The following is an 18,643-nucleotide window of genomic DNA, read 5'->3' on the forward strand; positions in this document are numbered from 1 at the left end:
TGATTTTGGCAAATATATTGGCTGTCGATCACATTTCTTCTTATTGGCGAATTTTGCCACCCTGATTGGCGTAATTGAGCGGTGCTGGGCGTTGGGTCAACTCTATAGACTCTTGGTTGCAGATTACAGTCGGCTTTCTAGTTTTTTAAGGCCAATCATATTGCCTACAATGGTTGGTGCTCTTAAGGTATCTACGAGGTGTGTGGCTGCGATCTGTTGATTATAGAAATCAGGAGATTATGATGAAACGAACTTATACGAGCCTGCTTATGTCGTCGCTATTTGCGATTGCCATTGCCGGCTGCAGTGATGGTGATCAAGGACCCAAAGGGGATAAGGGCGATCCTGGCGATCCTGCACCGGACGTAGGTGCAACCCTTTCTCGAGTAGCTGAGGCTAGTATGGTGTCAGCTGCCTTTGAGCTGGCAGACGTTAATTTAGCCGCAGGACAGAAAAATCTTTTAAAGTTTCAAGTTTCTGCCAAGAGCGATACTGGAAAGATGTTGCCGTTCGTTGGCTTGAAGACAGTCATTTTGTATGTGGCCAGTGAGCACAGCAACAACTCTGATCCATTAGTGGGTGCGCCCGTGCAGTGGGTAAGCCATACTCAATACAACAAGGCGGGCAACGGCCTTTCTTGCGGCATTGATGGGCAGGGCCTGGACCAGGAAAATGTCTCTGTGGAGACCCCGTGTCACCTGATTGCTGATGAGAGCACACCTGGTCAATACTCCCTGAAGTGGCAGGGAGAGGGCAATGCGCCTGTGGTGATGGCGGAAAACTCCGGCCAAGAGGTGCATCGTATTATGCTGCAGTTGCAGGGTATTCGTGCCCCTCAGGGTGAGTTTCTCAATACCAAGGTGTTAACCAAACCCGTGGACTTTTTGCCTGCTGATTCCAGTTTGGCTACGGCAGAGCGCAGCTCTGTGACCGATGCTGCCTGTATTCGATGCCACAAAGATCTGGATGGTTACCCCGAGGGTGACTTGCGCATCGATAATTGGAAGGCCCACGATAACTTCCAAAAACTGGAAAATTGCAGTGTCTGTCATACCCCAGCGGTTGCCGGTGGTGAAAATGACCCGACGATTGGCTGGAACGCGGACTTGGGCCCCATGATCCACCGCATCCATCGTGGCTATGATAACTTACATTGGCTGACTGGAGAGGCCAAAGAAAAGTTCGCCATGATCTCCTTCCCTGGTGAAATTCGTGAGTGTACCCGTTGTCACGATAATGGCGATGCTTACAAGACTGCGCCCAGCATGGATGCCTGCGAAGCCTGTCATGCTCAGCCCAAGGAAGAATGGCCCAACACCTTTGTTGACCACAGCACCATGGAGAATGATGAGGCCTGCTCACTATGCCACAGCCCCGATAAGATCTCGCGTGATCACCATGTGGGTGACCGTGCTAAGGCGAATAAGCGTCTGAAGGTTGAGATTGTCGGTGTGGAATACTCCGAGGATACCGGCACCATTGATCCTTATGGACAGGTTCGTGATGAGCTGTCTTTGACCCTGAAAGTTACCAAGGACGGCCAGCCAGTACCCGACGGCTTTGACTTCAAGGATTACTCCCCTGTCTATCAAAAAGGGGTGGGCAGTCGCCTGTCAAAACTGAGAATCGGTACCGTCGATGTACATGGTATGCCGACTCGTGCCTCTGAAGCTCACAATGTCTTCGACAATACCCAATTGGGTGAGGTGGACATCAGTGGTACCCCATCTGTTGGTGGTTTGATCAAGCTGCCTGCCAGAAACTCTCACCTGAACCTCAAGGGTAAGAGCTTCTACATTGCGCCTCAAATCTCCCTGTGCACTAAAGATGGTGATGTGGAGCCGTGCCCCAGCGGGTTTGACGCGATTAAGCAGAAAGCTTGGATGCAAGAGGGGTTGATCGACGCCGTACAAGTAGACATGCAGAACTACTACTTCGATGAGCCTTCCCTGGATATGGGGCTTGAGGTGAGTCAGAAGAACGCCATTCTGCCTCGTCAGGCCAAGGAAGACAGCATCTCTGTGAATGAAAGCCGCTGCCAGCAGTGTCACGATAACATCCCCGTTGGGAAGCTCTATGGGGTGTCTCACTTAGGCCAGTGCTTCGATTGCCACAACAACAACTGGGCAGGCTCCTTCCATCCTGACTTCGAGCATGATATGGGCGAACATTACCCAGATGACCTGCCACTGCCTTATGGCCCATTGTTGGCCGGTTTGCCTAAGTTTAAGCGTATACCGGAAATTCAGTACAATACTCGTGACTTTGCAACCGCAGTTCACCGTCGCCATAACGGTATGTATGACCGAAAACCTGCGCATGTAGGCCTGCCTGAAGTGCACAGGGATGAAAATCTGGAACTGGTAAGCTTCCCGGCTCGTGAAACCCGCTGTGATACCTGTCACCTGGAAGAGCAGCCTCTCTTTGCCGAAGATGGCGGCCTGAGATCCGGACGTCGTTATGTGTTTGTTGGTTCAAACACCTACAACAGAAGCATGAGTCCTATTATCTTGAAGGTTGGTGAGATCACGCAACAGCTGATGGCCGACGGTATGCCCCAGGAGCAGGCGCAGCTTGAAGCCTTTAAAGTAGCCTATGAGCTGCCAGAGGACGAAAAGCGTGAGATGTTGAAGTCACAGGTAGATCTGCTGTGGAAGGGCTATGTGTCGCCTACCGCCGAAGCTTGTAGAGGTTGTCACGCTCATACAGACAAAGCTGCGCTGGCCCACTTTAAGAGCAATGGTGCCACCGTGGTTGAGTTTGATGGCAACAGCTATCTGCGCGACGAAAACGGTGATCCTCTGCCCGATGCTGGAACCGACAACTGGGGACCCGGGCTGGCTCAGTCCAAAGAGGCCCTGGGCGTAGAGTCGTGCGGTGTTTGCCACGGCAGTGGTAAGCAATACGACGTATTGAAGGTGCACAACAAGCATTAATTATTGGTCGTCACTGTAGTCAAAAGCAAAGGCCATTGTGCCTTTGCTTTTTTCTTTTAATCATTGTGACCATTGGAGGTATACATGGCCATTGAACAGTTAAGGTGCAGTAAGTTGGCCTCTTTGCAAGGGGTGCACTATTACGGTGGTGCTTATTCCAACAGCTGCATGAGGGTAACCCTCTTGATGGAGGAGAAGGGGCTCAATTGGCGGAGTCATGGGGTAAACCTTATGCGTTCTGAGAATTTGCAAGAGCCTTATACCTCGATCAGCCCCGGTGGCACTATACCGGCCATTATCCATAATGGAGTAGCCGTCAGTGACTCTTTTCATATTCTGAAGTATCTGGAGGAACAGTTTCCAGAACAGAGATTTTTACCCGAGAACGAAAGTGACATCGAGCTGATGTGGAACAGCGTCCGTTTGGCTTGTGACTCTCATATTGATTACAACAAGTCTTATTTTTATGCGGTCGTCGGAGGCAGGCCTTGCTCGCAGCCGGACCTGGAGTGGTACCGGAAACATAACCCTGCACTCTATGAATTCCACACCAAATATCCTGATGGGATGACCTCAAAGCAAAAGCTGGAAGTTATAGAGCGAATATCAAAACTCTGTGCTCAGATGGACGCAGAATTAAAGGGTAAAGATTATCTTATTGGGAATCGCTACTCCCTGGCGGATATTGCCTGGATTGCAAACTTTCTGTTTCTTGAGGTCCTGAATTTCGATCTGTCTTCTTATCCTTACCTGGTTGCCTGGATGGCGCGAATCAAGGCCAGGCCAGCTTACAACAGCAAAACCCGAATTCCTAATGTGCCGCTTTGGTTGATGAAAGTTATGTTGTTGATAAAACGCACATTTTTAAGGATAAAAGGGGCTGCTGAATCTTGAGAACAGTTCTATTTCGGTAGTTTATCTAGACCTGTGTATGAAGAAGGCATATTCGAATCTTAAATCGCAAATGAACCTCGGTGACGGATAGCGGCTATTCAGTACTTTGAAGGCGGTTTTTTTGTGTCCTGTGGGCTGCCATCGTTCATCATCGTCAAGCATCTATCCTGGCACAGCAGCAGTTTAATGCGGTGTTTTCGGAACAGCCTCAACGAGCGCTTGCTCAGGTACTTCTCAGCCAATTTTATCTTATCGATTGTCATCGTGAACTTGGGGATGCCGACGCCTGTGTCAGGCAGTTTGAGTTCTGTCTCTCTACATTGAACAGTCTTTGTGGTCGTCCCAGCAGCCAGACCCAGCAAGTGGCATTGGTGACCGGCATCTCTCAAGTCACGGTACAGTGGAATCAATTTTTAAATCAGCAGGTGAGTAGCGACCTAGGGCGCTTTGTGGTCGACGGCAAAAAAAGATTGAAACGACTGACTCACACCCTCAATGAATTACCAAAACGGATTCATTAATTTCATCTCGACATGGAGCGTGATATGCGACTATTTATCTCTCTAATGGCTTTAGTTTTTTCCAGTGTGGCTGTGGCTCACCCTGGCCATGACCACTCCCACTGGATCAGCAATTTTGTGCACTTGGGTTTTGCGCTGAGTATCGCCGGTGTCATTGGCCTTGGGGTGTTTTTGTGGAAGCGAAAAGGCCAAATTCGCCGAAAGGAGGAGCAATAATATGCTGCATTCGATATTGGCGCGGCTGGATAAGGTGATGAAGTTTGAGCAGGCTTCTGCTCATTGTGACATTCCATGTAAAATTTACGATCCGTCAACGGCGCAAATTGGTGTTCTGACCATGATTCGCATGGTGGATTTGATTCAAGAGCTTGAAGCTAAGCAGCCTCTGAGTTTGTCAGAGCAAGCCACTTTGTCGCGCTTGGTGACGCAGAAAGAGCAGCACGGGGTTGAAGTTAAAGAAGCGATTCGCGTGATTTGGGGTGATTACTTTAAACAACCTCAGCTCGAAGCATTTCCACAGATTCACCAGCTTACTCATAACATTATGCTGCAAGCCTCTAAGGCGAAGCAGCATGTAGACCGAGACATGACGGTCCAGCTATTGGCGTTGGTCAACGAATTTGCGGATATATTCTGGCAGACCAAAGGAGTAACTACTTTCACAGCCACCTGTCCGTATCCTCCTGCGGAAGAGGTTGTGTACCCTAAACTGGATTAGAATGCCATGATGTGGCCGTTTCGTATCATTAGGCTTAAAGGCCAAAGTATGGAACCGGATCTTGCTGATGGTGATTTTGTGGTAACCAGCCGCCTGTTTTGGCGGCTTAAACCTGGGGATAACATCGTGTTTAGTCATGAGTGTTACCCAATTATGGTTAAACGCGTTGTCGAAGTGGCCAGCAATGGTGACGTTTGGGTTCGTGGAAACCATCCAGCCAAATTGGTTGGATAAAGCCGCAGCAGATCCGTGCTAAGGTAATCTTCGCGGTTCGACACGATCACTAACAGGGCGCCTATTCTTCGATATTTTGAGCCATCATTGTGGTTTTCGCCTTGGCTCAACTCTCTCAATCACACCGATAGACATCAAATGAGAATTTGGTGAAGATTTGAATTTTTAGCATTTAAATCTGACAGCCATTCGAGTCAGTGATGCATTTCTGTGATGTCATCCTTGAATAATTTTTTCAACTTCTCGTTCGCTATTGTGATTCCGATTTAGCTCGTCTATTAAAGAGTCATTTTTATCATGTTTCAGTTGTGGACATAATTTGTACCGAATTCCAAATTGTGAGCGTCACGGGCAAATTTAGTCGCCAAGTCTAAATTTTCTACGACCAAAAGTCGCAGTTACTTAGAATGAACATTGATGGTGTGTTCTTTATAAAACGTTATATATCTTAAGTGCGGTTTCGCGTTCTTAAGTCTTCTTTATTGTGGATAGTGTCAGTTCAGATAAGCGAACAGAGAGTATATGAGTATTAAACAGAAGCTATTATTTAGCTTAATTGCCGCAGCTTTGTTGCCTTGTCTGGTGGTGACTGGCTTTGTGATGAATCGAGTCCAAGAGCAGGCTCTTACCAGTTTTGTCGAGCGCAGCAGTGCGGAGATGAAGCATGTTGATGAGCTGGTAAGTGTTTACTTTCAAGAGATCGAGAACAACGTCAGATCCTTGCTAGAAGGTGAAGAGCTGTATCGTCTCGACGACAGTGTGACCAGCTATCTATCGGCACCGGAAGGGCCAATGACGCCAGACGAAAATGGTTGGGTTGAGCAACAAATTTTCGAGCGTTTAAGACAGCTTGGAGATTCCCATTCTAATTACGCTTACGTGCACGCAGCTGGCGAACAAGGGGAATATATCCAGTGGCCAAAAGGCAATAATATTGCAGGCTATGATCCTAGGGTTCGCCCTTGGTATACCACAGCAATAAAAAATAATGGAAATCTAGCGAGAACGCCTGCTTATTATTATTCGGGGGATGATGTCACTTTAGTTGGTACTGTGATTAGTTATCCTCGGAAAAACACCACTGACTTAGGAATTACCGGGATTGTTGTTTCTCTTAATGACCTTACCAATTTGGTTAAAGAGATCCGCATCGGTAAAACCGGCTACGTCATGATGGTTGAAGATACAGGCAATGTGTTAGCCGATGCCAAATACCCAGACAACAATTTTAAAAATATTGCCAGTTTAGGAGAAGGCTATCAGCTGCTTGGGCAAACCAAACATGGCGTGATTGAGATTGAGCTGGATGGGGAAACCTATATGGCCAACGTTCATTACTCTGATGCCCTAGGCTGGAAGTTCATCGGTCTAATCAGCAAAGATGAAGTGATGAGCGCCAGTTACACCATGGTTGAGGTGATGCTGGTGATCATGGCCGTGCTAGGGGTGATCTGCACTGCAGCGGCATTGCTATTGTCTAACGTTATTGTGAAACCTTTAGCGGAAGTGGGTGGAAGCCTAAGGGAAATAGCCGAGGGTGAGGGCGATCTCACCAAGGAGCTTGAGGTGACTTCCAACGATGAAACTGGGCGATTGTCTCGTTACTTCAATGAATTTTTGCGATCCATTAAGCAGCTGATAATTCAAATTGGGCACTCTGGCGAGCAGGTGACCGAGGTTGCTCAGGGGGCGAACACGGTCTCTTCGGAGTTAAAACAGGTGGCTCAACGACAGAGTCAGGTGGTGGAGATGGTGTCAACGGCCTTCAATGAGATGGTGGCTTCGGCAAATGAAACCGCCAGCTTGTGTACTTCTGCAGCGGATGCTGCCAATCACAGCCAAGGCATGGTAACTGAGGGGCAGCAGAGCATACATAAAGCCGTAGAAAGCGTGAATTTATTGGCGTCTAAGATTGAATCATCCACCCAAGTGATTAAAGAGCTGGAGCGAGACAGTCAAAACATCACCTTAATTTTGGACACCATTCGCGAGATCGCGGAGCAAACAAACCTACTGGCACTCAACGCCGCCATTGAGGCCGCTCGAGCCGGAGAGCATGGCCGTGGTTTTGCCGTGGTGGCCGATGAGGTGCGAGCGCTGGCGAAGCGCACACAGGACTCAACGTCAGAGATCAATGCCTTAGTACAACGTCTGCAAAATCGTACCGATGAGGTCTCTAAGCAGATGGGGGAAAGCTTGACGGCGTCAACGGATACGGTTGAGGTGACCGCATCAGTGGATCAGACCTTTAACTCCATATCCGACTCTGTGGTTGCCATTCATGAGATGAACACCCAGATTGCCACAGCTACAGAGGAGCAGCATCTGGTGTCAGAGGAGATCAATCGCAGCATCCAGAATATCCAAGAGGAGACGCAAAATGTGGAGCGGATCTCCGAAGGGGTACACCACAATGCGGAAACCCTGACGCAATCAGCTCAGGAGCTTAACCAGATGGTGAGGCGATTCAAAACGACTTAGTTCAGAATACAACAGGGCTCGCGTTAGCGAGCTTTGTTGTTTTTGAGCTCGCGTTATTCAACGGCAATGCCCATTAAATTTGTCGCGCCATAGTAGAGATCTCTTACGCAGACTTTGAACTTACTCGCTTGTTTACAACGGATTTGGTAACCACGCTTAGTGAGTCAACGAGATTGGCAATCATCAATTTCTTAGTGGTGGAGGTAACATGGACGTTAATGACATTGTCGCTGTGGTCAATAATCAAAAGGCAGCAGCGTTAAGCTTGAGTAAAGGCGGTTGGGAAGGTTGGTTGCAATGTGAATTGTGGTACTACTTGAACGTCACTAAGCAACCTGCAGAGTCGACAGAGCGAGAAGTAAAATACCCCAATAACCCACAGTATTGCGACCTTGTTAGTGGTAACCAATGGATAGAGTTGAAGGCCTTTGGTGAGTTCAGGGAGGGCGACGAACAGCGCTTTATGGACAGTGTCGCTCAAGATGTCCACAAGCTGGGTAACATTCCTCATGGTGCAAATGGGTTTGCCGCGGTTGTGGTGTCCAAGTCGATTGGGGACGCTGTGCGTCAAGCCTTTATCAATCGTGGTTGGCATGGGTTTACTCGAACTGATGCTGAGTATGTCAGTATTTTTTCGCTAACAACACAGGCTTAGCATGCTAGAAAAAAGCCCCTTAGGAAAATCCTAAGGGGCTTTTTATTATTACCGTTATGGTGTTAACCGCATTAGCGTAGCCAATGGGAAGCGTCTTAAACTACAGCAACTTCTGTTTCGGAAATTTCCAAAAACAAAGCTAACCAAGTTCTGGCTACTTCGATTAACCACCTAACTCATCGGCGGCAACCTTATAGGTTGGATCTTCCATCACGTTGACTTCCACCAGATCACCGGCCTTTTGCAGCAGCGTGCGGCATTCGTCAGACAGGTGACGCAGATGCAGGTGTTTACCCTGCTTCATGTAACGCTCAGCTAGGGTATCGATCGCTTCCAGTGCCGAGTGATCACACACGCGGGAGCCAGCGAAATCGATGATCACCTCTTCAGGGTCATTGTTGGCATCGAAACGGTCGAGGAAGCTGGTGGTCGAGGCGAAGAATAGCGGACCTTCCAGTTTGTATACCTTACGGCCGAACTTATCGGTGCTGGTGTGGGTGGTCATGTGAGTCGCGTGCTCCCACGCAAAGCGCAGGGCGGAGACAATCACACCCACCAATACGGCGATGGCCAGATCGGTTACCACGGTTACGGCAGAGACCAACACAATCACAAAGGCGTCAGATTTAGGCACTTTGCGCATGATGCGGAAGCTAGACCACTCAAAGGTGCCCAGTACTACGATGAACATCACGCCCACCAGTGCCGCCAGCGGAATCATCTCAATCAAGCTAGAGCCAAATAGGATGAAGGCCAGTAGTGCTACGGCGGCGGTGATGCCGGACAGGCGCGTGCGACCACCAGAGTTAATGTTGATCATGCTCTGGCCAATCATGGCACAGCCGCCCATGCCGCCGAAGAATCCGGTTACTACGTTGGCCATACCTTGGCCTACACACTCGCGGTTACCTTGGCCACGGGTTTGAGTGAGTTCGTCAACCAGCGTCAGGGTCAGCAGCGACTCAATCAGGCCGATGGCAGCCAAAATGAAGGCATAAGGCAGGATGATCCACAGGGTTTCTAGGGTAAATGGCACCATCGGGATGGCAAATTCAGGCAGGCTTCCTGACAAGCTAGCGTTCACATCGCCGGTCATGTTGCGAACAAAATCGATAACGGTGCCGGTTTCAATGCCCGCAAGGTGAACCAGTGCGGTAACGGTTACGATGGCAACCAGAGACGACGGTACGGCGGTTGTTAGCTTAGGCAGGTAACGAATGATGGCCATGGTCAGGGCAATCAGGCCCAACATGACATAAAGCTGGCTGCCGTGCATCCACACCATTTCACCGGCTTCGTTAGCCACCTTAAACTGCCCAAGCTGAGCTAGGAAGATGACGATGGCTAGGCCGTTTACGAAACCCAACATCACCGGGTGGGGGACGAGGCGGATAAATTTGCCCAGTTTAAAGGCACCGGCGGCGATCTGGATGATCCCCATCAGTACGACGGTGGCAAACAGATATTGGACACCGTGCTCGGCAACCAGGCTGACCATCACTACGGCCAGCGCACCGGTGGCTCCAGAGATCATACCTGGGCGACCACCAAATACGGCGGTAATCAGGCCTACCATAAAGGCAGCATACAGGCCCACCATAGGTTCGACACCCGCGACAAAGGCGAAAGCCACCGCTTCGGGAACCAAGGCTAGGGCAACGGTCAATCCGGAAAGGATGTCGGCCTTAGCCGACGCATCGGGATTACTTCTAAGCTCAAACATTGCTTAATGCACCACGTGATAAGAGTTGATTGACGACTAAAAAGTCGGCGAGTCTGCCATTATTCGTGAGCTTAGTCAAAAATAATTACATTTTGACAATGTTAGCTTAGGTCTGAGTTATAACCGCGCATTCGTCAAAACGAATGCGGCTATCTTTGGCCATAAAGTCAGGTCTGCTATTAAATTTCAGGATATTAACCTTATGAAATATAAGTAAATGTGGTTCGAGTTCAGGGTTAATCTGGCTTTGTTGTTGTTAGCGGGTATATTTGCGGGAAATTTCTATTAATTCAGCGGATGATAGTGCCGGAAACACCTAAGGATTATTGGCCATTGAATAGTTGTTGGCCACAGTGGGGCTCTCCTATTTATGACTTTGCTACTTCCTGATAGTTGATATGATGGCAACAGTGGACAGGACGAGGCAGATTCAATATGTCAGAACCAAAGATCGGTGTCGCGCTGGGAAGCGGCGCAGCCAAAGGCTGGGCTCACATCGGTGTGTTAAGAGGCTTAAATCGCATCGGCATTATGCCGACCTATGTGGCCGGTTGCTCCGTCGGTGCCTTTGTGGGTGCCGCCTATGCGGCGGATAAACTGGATGAGCTGGAACAGTGGGTTCGCAGTTTCTCCAGTTGGGACGTGGTCAGTTTGATGGATCTCTCCTGGGGCCGCGGTGGGCTGGTGTCTGGTAATAAGTTGTTTGAAACCGCCAGTGAAACCTTAGGGATCGGCTGCGTCGATGAGCTCAATAAGCCGTTTATTGCGGTAGCGACGGATCTCTATACCGGACAGGAGATCTGGCTGGATCAAGGCTCGGTGCAGGACATCGTGCGTGCCAGCTGCTCCATTCCTGGCTTTTTGGAGCCGAAAAAGGTTGGCGAACGGTATCTAGTGGATGGCGCTGTGGTTAACCCAGTACCGGTTTCCGCCTGCCGAGCCTTGGGAGCCGAATTGGTGATTGCCGTCGACCTGCATGGGGACGCGCTAGCGGGAGAGGCGCGTCATCGCAATAGTGCGCCAGTGCGTCTTGAGCCGGTGCCGGTGCAAGCGTTACCCCAACCGGAAACGGAAACCGGCTCCAATGGCTTTATGGATCTGCTGGCCAGTGGCAAAGAGCTGATCAGTGAGTTTACCGAGCGCTTTTCCAGCAGCGATGAACAGGTCAAGCGTCAGCCGAATATGCTGGCGGTGATGCACCAATCGATGGAGATTTTAGAGCAGCGTCATAAGCGTGCCAGATTGATGGGCGATCCCCCTGATGTGTTGGTGATGCCCAGAGTCGCCGAGATCAACACCATGGAGTTTCAGCGAGCGGCGGAAGCGATTCAGGCGGGGGAAGAGGCGGTAATGCGAATTCAACATGTTATCGAAGCGGAAGTGAATCGACTCAGCTAAATTCGCACAGCGTTTGAGTCAGAATGGCTTAGCGCTGAGCCTCCAGCATCTCCTCAATGCCGCCACCATTGACCACATTGGTAAAGCCTTTCTGAGTCAGGGTATCTAAAGCGATACCGGAGCGACGGCCGGAACGGCAGTACAACACGATAGGTTGAGTTTTATCCAGATACAGGTGACTGATGGCTTCACCGATGCTGTCATGAGGGAGGTTAATGGCGCCCTTTAGGCGCCCCCCTGCAAATTCACCTGGGCTGCGTACATCAATGATCACCGCATCTTGTTGCTTTATCAGCTGCCATGCCTGCTCGGCACGTTCACTGGCAAAACTCAATGGTGAGGCGATCAATAAAACCAAGGCAAGCAAGGCTCGAATCATAGTGTCTATTCTCTTTTATGGGCTAGTTGTTGTTCTGTTTTCATGCCCAGCTTTTTCATCACCCAAATGGCGGGACAAAAGCCGGTAAATGAGGATTGGATTAGGTTAGCACCGATGAATACTGTGAACCAGAAGAATAGCGGTGAAACCCAGTGGGTCAGGCCCACAGATACCAGCACCATGATACCGGCAAACAGAAGGGTGCCCCGTTCGGTGGAAAATTGACTCATGTTGTTCTCCTTAACATTATGCCAATCTGAATAAATATTGGGTCACTATTGCTTGCTTAAATCGACTCACTCTTCGTTGCGAGATTTATTGTTAGAACCACTAGCAATCGCATCTCGCGCCTTAATTGAATCGATTTCCTCATCGCACTAGACAGACCATTTACCTATCCAGATTGGTATTGGTGATAGAGGCCATAGGCGCTCAGTAGTAGTAACGCAGACGCATCCAGCCATTGCTGTTTTCCTCTAGCTGGCCGAAAAACGTATGTTGCTGTTTGCCATCCATCCAGTTGACGCCAGCACTCAGTTGCCACTGATCACTGAGGCGGTAGCTGATGGAGGGCTTGAGGTAAAAATCCTCGTCTGTGGGGGAGTAAAACCCGAAAAAGTTGAGGCTAAGGCGGTCTTGCAGGGCCAAATAGCCCAGTCTCAAGGTCAGTAATTGGCGGTTTTGATCACTGGCGTATTCCGGGTGTGTCTGTGCATCGACATAGCGCTGATAGTGTCGAATGTGCTCTAAGTAGTACTGCAGTGACAGCGTTAATCCCGTACTGATCTCTTGCTGATAGCCGATCAATGCCAGCACCTTATCTTCAGGTACGTCGCCTTGTGGCGGTTCCTGGTTGTCGTTATCGAGGTTTGGGTAACAGACATTTTGGTTACAGGGGCTGTTGTCACCAAGGCTTTGATGATAGCTAAGTTCCATATTCACCAAACCGCGACCAACCGGTGAAAGGGCACTAATACCGTAAGCGTTTAATCGGCTGTGAACCGCTTCACCTTGGGGCGTGGTGGCTACCGGTTGTCCGGTGTAGCCCCAATAGCCGTACAGAGCCAACTCGACGCCCTGCCAGTCGCCGTAGAGCCGCAGCGCCCCAGCGTCGTCATTGGGTTCTTCAGCGCGATAGTTTGGCGCCACCAATTGGCCTTGGTTTGGGCTGAAGAAGTAAAATCGCTCGCCAATTAAGGCGTTGTCAGCTTCAAACTCCGGCATGTAGACCAGATCCAGATAGGCGCTTCCAAGGCGTTGATTCAGCTTGATGGCGTTTATTGGTGCCTTGAGGTATTCGTCGTCCTCTCCGGCAAAAAAGGCTTGCCAATCTTTGGGAAACAGGTCGTTAAGAAACAGGTAGTCACCGGTGCCCCAAGTCAGTACTTGTCGCCCCAATTTTAGAGCGGTGCTGCTGCTGATACTGCTGGTCACGACCAGCTCTCGAAACTCGCTAATGGCATCTTCCGTTACCCAGTCGTAACCAAGCTCGCCTCGAAAGCTGATGGTGGCCGACTCGCCGTCATAGCCGCCCTCAAGGCGCAGCCGACCCATGCCCAAGGTTGAGCTGCCTAAATGATCGTTTGAGAGCGATGGTTGAGATTGCAGGCGGCTGCCGCCGCCTAGCTCACCAAAGCCGGTGATTGTGCGCCAAGGGCTCGTTTGAGGCTCGGACCACTCTTGCTCCCACTGCTCCCAGTCGTCCTCGGGATTGGTCTGTGCCCAGCCGTCATTGGCCGTTTTATCAAGGCGGGGCGAGCTCTCAGCCATGGCGATACTGGGCAGGGTGAGGAGCACGAGCCCTAGGGGCAAAAAGGCGTTCATTCAGTGGCAACCCTATTTGAGGAACTCGTTGGGCACCTGGCGCATAGACTGCTCGGTGAACAGGGTGTCCGGCAGCCCCAGGTTGTATTGCACACCGCGAAGCTCCATCAGGGTGTATCCGCCGGACTTAAGATCGCTGACTTTGGAGCGCACGACGGTGGGGTAGCCGTCGACTGTCTCGACTTTTACGGTTTCGACCTGGCGGTAGGCTTGGTCTTGGTCATTGAAGTAACGCACGATGCTGGGTAGCCAGCTTTGTTTGTCTATCCACACTTGATAGCGGCTGAATTCCACCTCGGCTGGGTGTTTTGGGGTTGCAGCAATCAGGTAGTGGCTGTCGGTCTCCTCAAGCAGTGTAAAGTTATCCTCTTTGAGGCTGCGGCCCGAGACGTCCTCATAGAAGAAGTGACTGCCCACAAATGAGGTGCGCTTGTCGCCACTGCTGATCCGTTTGAGCAGATCCAGTCCGGGCAGGTAGAGCCAGCGGTCATCCAAGCTCTGCGGGTGTTTCTCTACCCGAAAGACGGTGCCTCGTACGTCGGAGGGACGAGAGAAGTGCACCAGCATCTGTTGATCCCCTCCTTGCTCTAAGGTGCGGCGGAGGATGGTGAATTGGCGGCTCTGCTTGCGTCCTTGGCCATCCACAATCAGCATTCGAGCTTGGCTGCGGCCATCTTGACCGGAGTAGAAAGAGGTCAGGTTGGCTTTGTCGACGATCTCATCGGCGGTGAGCGCCCAAGCCAAATTGCTGAGCAGTAACAGCGGCAGAGCGAGGGGGAATAGGGGTTTCATTTTGACTCTCCTTGCAGAGCCTCAGGGGCATTAATGCCGCTGGGGTGAATGACAGATCGAAGTAACCACAGGCTGGCGGGTAACAGCAGCAGGGTAGTAACAGCTGAGATCGCCATGATGCTGGCCAGCAGCACACCGACGGTGACGTAGGGCACCAGAGGGGAGAGCAGCAGTGGCGTGAATCCCAGTGCAATCACGATGGCGTTGCGACTGATGGCACGGGCTGGCTCCTCAAACATGGCGGAAAGGGCGAGTCGCACATCACCAAGTTGCTTGAGCTGCTCGCGAAATCGCTCTAGAAAATGGATGGCAAAATCCACCGATAGCCCCAGCGTCAGTGCGGACAGCACCGCAATGGGCATGTCGTAATCTTTGCCAAGCCAGCCAATTAATCCGTAGATCAGGCTGATGGTCAGAGTTAGGGGTAACATCGCCAACACGCCGTAGAGAGGCGAGCGGAACAGCAGCACCATCATCACCAGTACCACCACAAAGGCGGAAATTAAGCTTTCGCCCATGCCACTGACCATCGCCTGTTGCCAAGCCACATTGATGTAGGCCTTTCCTGCCCAGTCGATGTCGATTCCTGCCGGCAGCGGGTGCTGAGTGAGGTAAGCGGAAACTTCGTCCATCACCTGACTCATATGCTGATTGTCGCCGGAGGTGAGCTGCAGCCAGATAAGTCCATGGCGGTAGTCAGAGGTAACAAAGTGCCAGAGATCCTGTGGCCGATGGCTAGACTGATATTGCAGTAAGGCTTGGGCGACGCCTTGAGCGCTGGTGGGCAGGGCGAGATCGTCATCTGTACCACTATGCAGGTCCCGATTGACGGTTTTGGTGACGTCCACCAAGCTGTTGCTCTTGCCCACTAGACCGGTTCGATCCAGATGTTGCTGCAGCGCCTCCATCCAGCTCAGCAGTGCTGGCGACAGAAAACGGCGCTGGCGTTCGGCGAACGTTTCCCATTGCGCTATCAGGGGTAATAGCGCGTCAGAGCCACTATCAAAACTGGCGTCTTCTAGCGTCATGAGCAAACGGTCTAACGCTTCGTTGTCCCCTTGAGCGGCGAGCATAACGGTGGCACTAAGTGGCGCTTTTAGCTGTTTGATGGTCGCTTGGGTTAGCTCATGAGGAGCTGAGCTGGGTATGCTGGTCAACACCAGATACCCATCGTAGGTGCCAGCAAAGTGATGATTGAGGGCGCTGTCGGCGATTCTTAGTGGGTGATCCGATTTAAACCAGCGAATGGGGTTATCGTTAACGCGGATCTGGCTTATTCCCCACCAGCTAAGACCGAGGAGCAGCGCACTGACGATGGCGATGCCCTTACTGCGGTGCACGGTTTGCGTTGACAGCCAGCCAAGAGCACCGGCAAGCTGAGAAGGCCGGCGCTTAAGGCGGCTTTGCATTGCGCTAAGGGCGCTGGGTGACATCCTAACCAAATAGGCCGGCAGGATCAGTAGGGTGAGGAGCAGAGCCAACAGAATGCCGCCGCCAACAAAGGCGCCAAACACTTGAACCGGCGGGATTGGGGTTAGCATCAGTGAAACAAAACCCACCGCCGAGGTGATGGAGGTAAACAGCATCGGGGTGAATAGATCATTAACCACCTTGGTGATGACGGTTTTCACCTTGTCACCTGGTTGGTAGTTGTCTGCAAACTCGCTCATGATGTGAATGGAGTCCACCACGGCGATGGGCATCAAAAAGATGGCGATCATCGATGACATGATGTGGACGGTGTACCCCAAGCCAATGAGGGTGCCCATGGTGATGATTACCGTTGCCATTGCCACCAGCATCGGGGCGATGACCAGCGGGATGGAGCGGAAGAAGTACCACATCAACAGAAATATCATCAGACCGGCCAGAGGGGCGGCCACCGCCATCTGCACAAACATCTCGTGGCCAAATTGATTTTCAGCCACCGGCAATCCGGTAAGGTGGTAATCATCCTGAGGCTGTTGATCGGCGATGATGGCCCGAATCTGCTGAGCCACCTCGAAACTTAGCGATTTGTCTTTCAGTGGCACATAGATGGCTGCGGCTTTTCCGTCGGCAGAGACCAGAGTGTTATTGAGTAGGGGCAGGCGCTGCAATGCACGGCGTATCTGGTCACTGCCTGCTTGATCTGTGGGGGCGCTACGCATCATGTAGTCAAAGTGAATGGTTCCCGCCCCCTGTTGACTGATGTTGTCGACTGTGGAAAGCGCCATGAGATCGGCCGCCACCACACCGTCTAGAGTCAAAATCTGCCGAGTGATGGCGTCCATTTGAGCCAGAGACACCGGATTGAATACCCCATTTTCCGATTCATTGATGGCGCCAATGACGATGGAGTCATAGAGGGCGAAGCGGGCTTTAGTCATGGCGTCAAACACCCGAACTGGGTGAGAGGCGGGCAGCATGTTTTCTGGATCCGTATCGATCGTCAGTTTGGGGATTTGGCTGGCGGCAATCAGAGTCAGCGCGATGATCAGTAGATACACGCGTCTGGGATAGGTGGTGGCGACATGGCTTAACCAGGCTTTGACTTGATTCATCTGCTCACATTAGAAGTTCCTAATTAATGAGGTGATAATAAATTAGCAAAATCTAATATGCAAGCTATGAAAAAGGCGAGAGTAAAATCTCGCCTTGTGTCATTGCCCGTTTAGCTCGCCTTAGAAGCGGTAGCTGTACTGAACTGACATGTAGGTAGCACCTGAGGTGGTGTGAGCGGTTAGGTTATTCCCCAGCAAGCTATTCTCAACCACTTCCGTGGTCTCGCCCTCTACTATGGCCACACCTAGGTCAATGGTGGACTTTGGTGACAGGTTGTAACCCACGCCGAAGGTGTACCATGCGCGATCTGAGTCAGGAATCGAAACCGATGGGTAATCGTTGACTACGCCCTGATCGTGGGCGTAACCGGCGCGTAAGGTCCACTTTTCATTGATGGTGTAGGTACCGCCGATGGATAGGAACCAAGAATCTTCCCAGTTGTATACTTTAAGGGCGGTGCGGTCTGAGTCGTTATTGTAGACGTCGATCTGATCGAAGTTGCTCCACTGGGTCCACTGGGCGGTGTAATGGATGGCAAATTTGTTGTTTAGCTGATGGAAGCCGGCGATCTGGAAGATGTCGGCTAATGGCAGCTCCAGATTGTCAAAGTTGGTTCCAGCCATGGCAACGTCGCCGTCGGCTTCTACGTCAGGGCTAAAACGATAGGAAGCGCCAATGCGGTGGTTGTCGTTGAATTCGTAGGTGGCAGACACGATGCCGCCAAAGCCTACCCCAGATGCATCGACGTCAACGATGGAAACAGGCAACGCCTGAGCATCACGGGCGATCTTGCCTCCGCCGGTGATGACGTCCAAACCGGCGCCCAAGCTGAGGTGCTCGTTTACGCGCATGGAGACCGAGGCGTTGATGTTGATGGTGGTGACTTCGGTGTTGCCAAGCAGATCCGCCGCAGCGTCTGAGCCGCGCTTCAGATCGGTCATGTCGGTACCGGTTCCGAAGTTAGAGAATACCGCGACACCCCAAGCCCAAGTGTCATTTACCGGGTGAATGTAGAATGCGTTAGGGATGATCTTGTCATCGGCTGCGTCACTGAGGTGGCCAAGGTTGGCATCACCGATGTCATTAGGTAGCCCAGAATCAAAGTAGGCATCTTCCACTTCCACGGTGGTAGCGGCATAGGTAATACCCAGTGATAGGGCGGAGCTGTCAAACAGTGCCATGGCGGAGGGGTTACGAGCTAGAACAGAGGCGTTATCGGCAATGACGGCGTCACCGGCCATTGCACGACCGATACCGGTTGCCGATTGGCTGTTTAACTGAAAGCCGGCAGCGAAGGCTTGGGTGCTGGCTAGGGTCATCGCAGTGGCGAGAATCGTCTTGTTAAATGTTCTCATTGAATACTCTTTTATTGTTCTTGGGCTTTTGAGTGCGCCCAAATTCGCGTCATCATCTACGCGGTTGTGGCGCGTTATGGTTATCCCCTGGGTACCGTTGGGTTACCGAGAGCTAACCTTGTTTATTGATGCCATTTTACTGAGCTGAAATGAGGGTAACTGCTCCGACCAGGGTTAAATTGGTGGAGA

Annotated in this window: 16 protein-coding genes; 9 read left to right on the plus strand and 7 right to left on the minus strand. The window is 51.2% G+C overall.

The features are described 5' to 3' along the window. Positions 1 to 242 precede the first annotated feature (242 nt). The 8 genes from FCL42_RS10040 to FCL42_RS10075 all read left to right on the plus strand — a co-directional run bounded on the left by FCL42_RS10040 (position 243) and on the right by FCL42_RS10075 (position 8,439). A complete protein-coding gene (locus FCL42_RS10040; protein ID WP_136863272.1) occupies positions 243 to 2,936 on the plus strand; it encodes a multiheme c-type cytochrome in 2,694 nt (897 codons plus the stop codon). Positions 2,937 to 3,020: 84 nt separating this feature from the next. Next, positions 3,021 to 3,830: a glutathione S-transferase family protein gene (locus FCL42_RS10045; RefSeq protein ID WP_136863273.1), complete on the plus strand. Its 810-nt coding sequence runs from the start codon at positions 3,021 to 3,023 to the stop codon at positions 3,828 to 3,830. 191 nt (positions 3,831 to 4,021) lie between these two features. Then, complete coding sequence (locus FCL42_RS10050) at positions 4,022 to 4,351, plus strand: hypothetical protein (RefSeq protein WP_136863274.1); 330 nt, start codon at positions 4,022 to 4,024, stop codon at positions 4,349 to 4,351. Between the two features lie 24 nt (positions 4,352 to 4,375). Beyond that, on the plus strand, positions 4,376 to 4,567 hold the full coding sequence (locus FCL42_RS10055; protein WP_136863275.1) for a hypothetical protein: 192 nt from the start codon (positions 4,376 to 4,378) through the stop codon (positions 4,565 to 4,567). A gap of 1 nt (position 4,568) precedes the next feature. Continuing rightward, positions 4,569 to 5,069 carry a superoxide dismutase, Ni gene (sodN, locus tag FCL42_RS10060; protein WP_136863276.1) on the plus strand — a complete coding sequence of 167 codons (501 nt, stop codon included), beginning with the start codon at positions 4,569 to 4,571 and terminating at the stop codon, positions 5,067 to 5,069. A 9-nt stretch (positions 5,070 to 5,078) separates the two neighbouring features. Further along, a complete protein-coding gene (locus FCL42_RS10065; protein ID WP_267873234.1) occupies positions 5,079 to 5,303 on the plus strand; it encodes a S24/S26 family peptidase in 225 nt (74 codons plus the stop codon). A 522-nt stretch (positions 5,304 to 5,825) separates the two neighbouring features. Beyond that, on the plus strand, positions 5,826 to 7,784 hold the full coding sequence (locus FCL42_RS10070) for a methyl-accepting chemotaxis protein (protein WP_136863278.1): 1,959 nt from the start codon (positions 5,826 to 5,828) through the stop codon (positions 7,782 to 7,784). A gap of 208 nt (positions 7,785 to 7,992) precedes the next feature. After that, on the plus strand, positions 7,993 to 8,439 hold the full coding sequence (locus FCL42_RS10075; RefSeq protein ID WP_136863279.1) for a hypothetical protein: 447 nt from the start codon (positions 7,993 to 7,995) through the stop codon (positions 8,437 to 8,439). Positions 8,440 to 8,602: 163 nt separating this feature from the next. Here FCL42_RS10075 and FCL42_RS10080 read toward each other — a convergent pair whose 3' ends face one another. Next, complete coding sequence (locus tag FCL42_RS10080) at positions 8,603 to 10,162, minus strand: SulP family inorganic anion transporter (protein WP_136863280.1); 1,560 nt, start codon at positions 10,160 to 10,162, stop codon at positions 8,603 to 8,605. Between the two features lie 435 nt (positions 10,163 to 10,597). Here FCL42_RS10080 and rssA point away from each other — a divergent pair, with 435 nt between their 5' ends. Beyond that, complete coding sequence (rssA, locus tag FCL42_RS10085) at positions 10,598 to 11,560, plus strand: patatin-like phospholipase RssA (RefSeq protein ID WP_136863281.1); 963 nt, start codon at positions 10,598 to 10,600, stop codon at positions 11,558 to 11,560. Between the two features lie 28 nt (positions 11,561 to 11,588). Here the strand turns inward: rssA and FCL42_RS10090 are convergent, their stop codons facing one another. The 6 genes from FCL42_RS10090 to FCL42_RS10115 form a co-directional block, all read right to left on the minus strand. Continuing rightward, positions 11,589 to 11,939 (minus strand): rhodanese-like domain-containing protein, encoded by a 351-nt coding sequence (locus FCL42_RS10090; protein ID WP_136863282.1) that lies wholly within the window; start codon positions 11,937 to 11,939, stop codon positions 11,589 to 11,591. A 5-nt stretch (positions 11,940 to 11,944) separates the two neighbouring features. Continuing rightward, positions 11,945 to 12,169, minus strand: a complete 225-nt coding sequence (locus FCL42_RS10095; protein WP_136863283.1) for a YgaP family membrane protein — start codon at positions 12,167 to 12,169, stop codon at positions 11,945 to 11,947. A 202-nt stretch (positions 12,170 to 12,371) separates the two neighbouring features. Continuing rightward, positions 12,372 to 13,763: a DUF1302 family protein gene (locus FCL42_RS10100; protein ID WP_136863284.1), complete on the minus strand. Its 1,392-nt coding sequence runs from the start codon at positions 13,761 to 13,763 to the stop codon at positions 12,372 to 12,374. 12 nt (positions 13,764 to 13,775) lie between these two features. Further along, positions 13,776 to 14,555, minus strand: a complete 780-nt coding sequence (locus FCL42_RS10105; protein ID WP_136863285.1) for an outer membrane lipoprotein-sorting protein — start codon at positions 14,553 to 14,555, stop codon at positions 13,776 to 13,778. Continuing rightward, a complete protein-coding gene (locus tag FCL42_RS10110; RefSeq protein ID WP_136863286.1) occupies positions 14,552 to 17,098 on the minus strand; it encodes an efflux RND transporter permease subunit in 2,547 nt (848 codons plus the stop codon). The genes FCL42_RS10105 and FCL42_RS10110 overlap by 4 nt, the downstream gene beginning before the upstream one ends. A 120-nt stretch (positions 17,099 to 17,218) precedes the next feature. Next, positions 17,219 to 18,454, minus strand: coding sequence for an OmpP1/FadL family transporter (locus FCL42_RS10115; protein WP_136863287.1), 1,236 nt, complete (start codon positions 18,452 to 18,454; stop codon positions 17,219 to 17,221). Between the last annotated feature and the right edge of the window lie 189 nt (positions 18,455 to 18,643).

Origin of the sequence: Ferrimonas aestuarii (assembly GCF_005116665.1) — a bacterium.
GTDB classification, from domain to species: Bacteria; Pseudomonadota; Gammaproteobacteria; order Enterobacterales; family Shewanellaceae; genus Ferrimonas; species Ferrimonas aestuarii.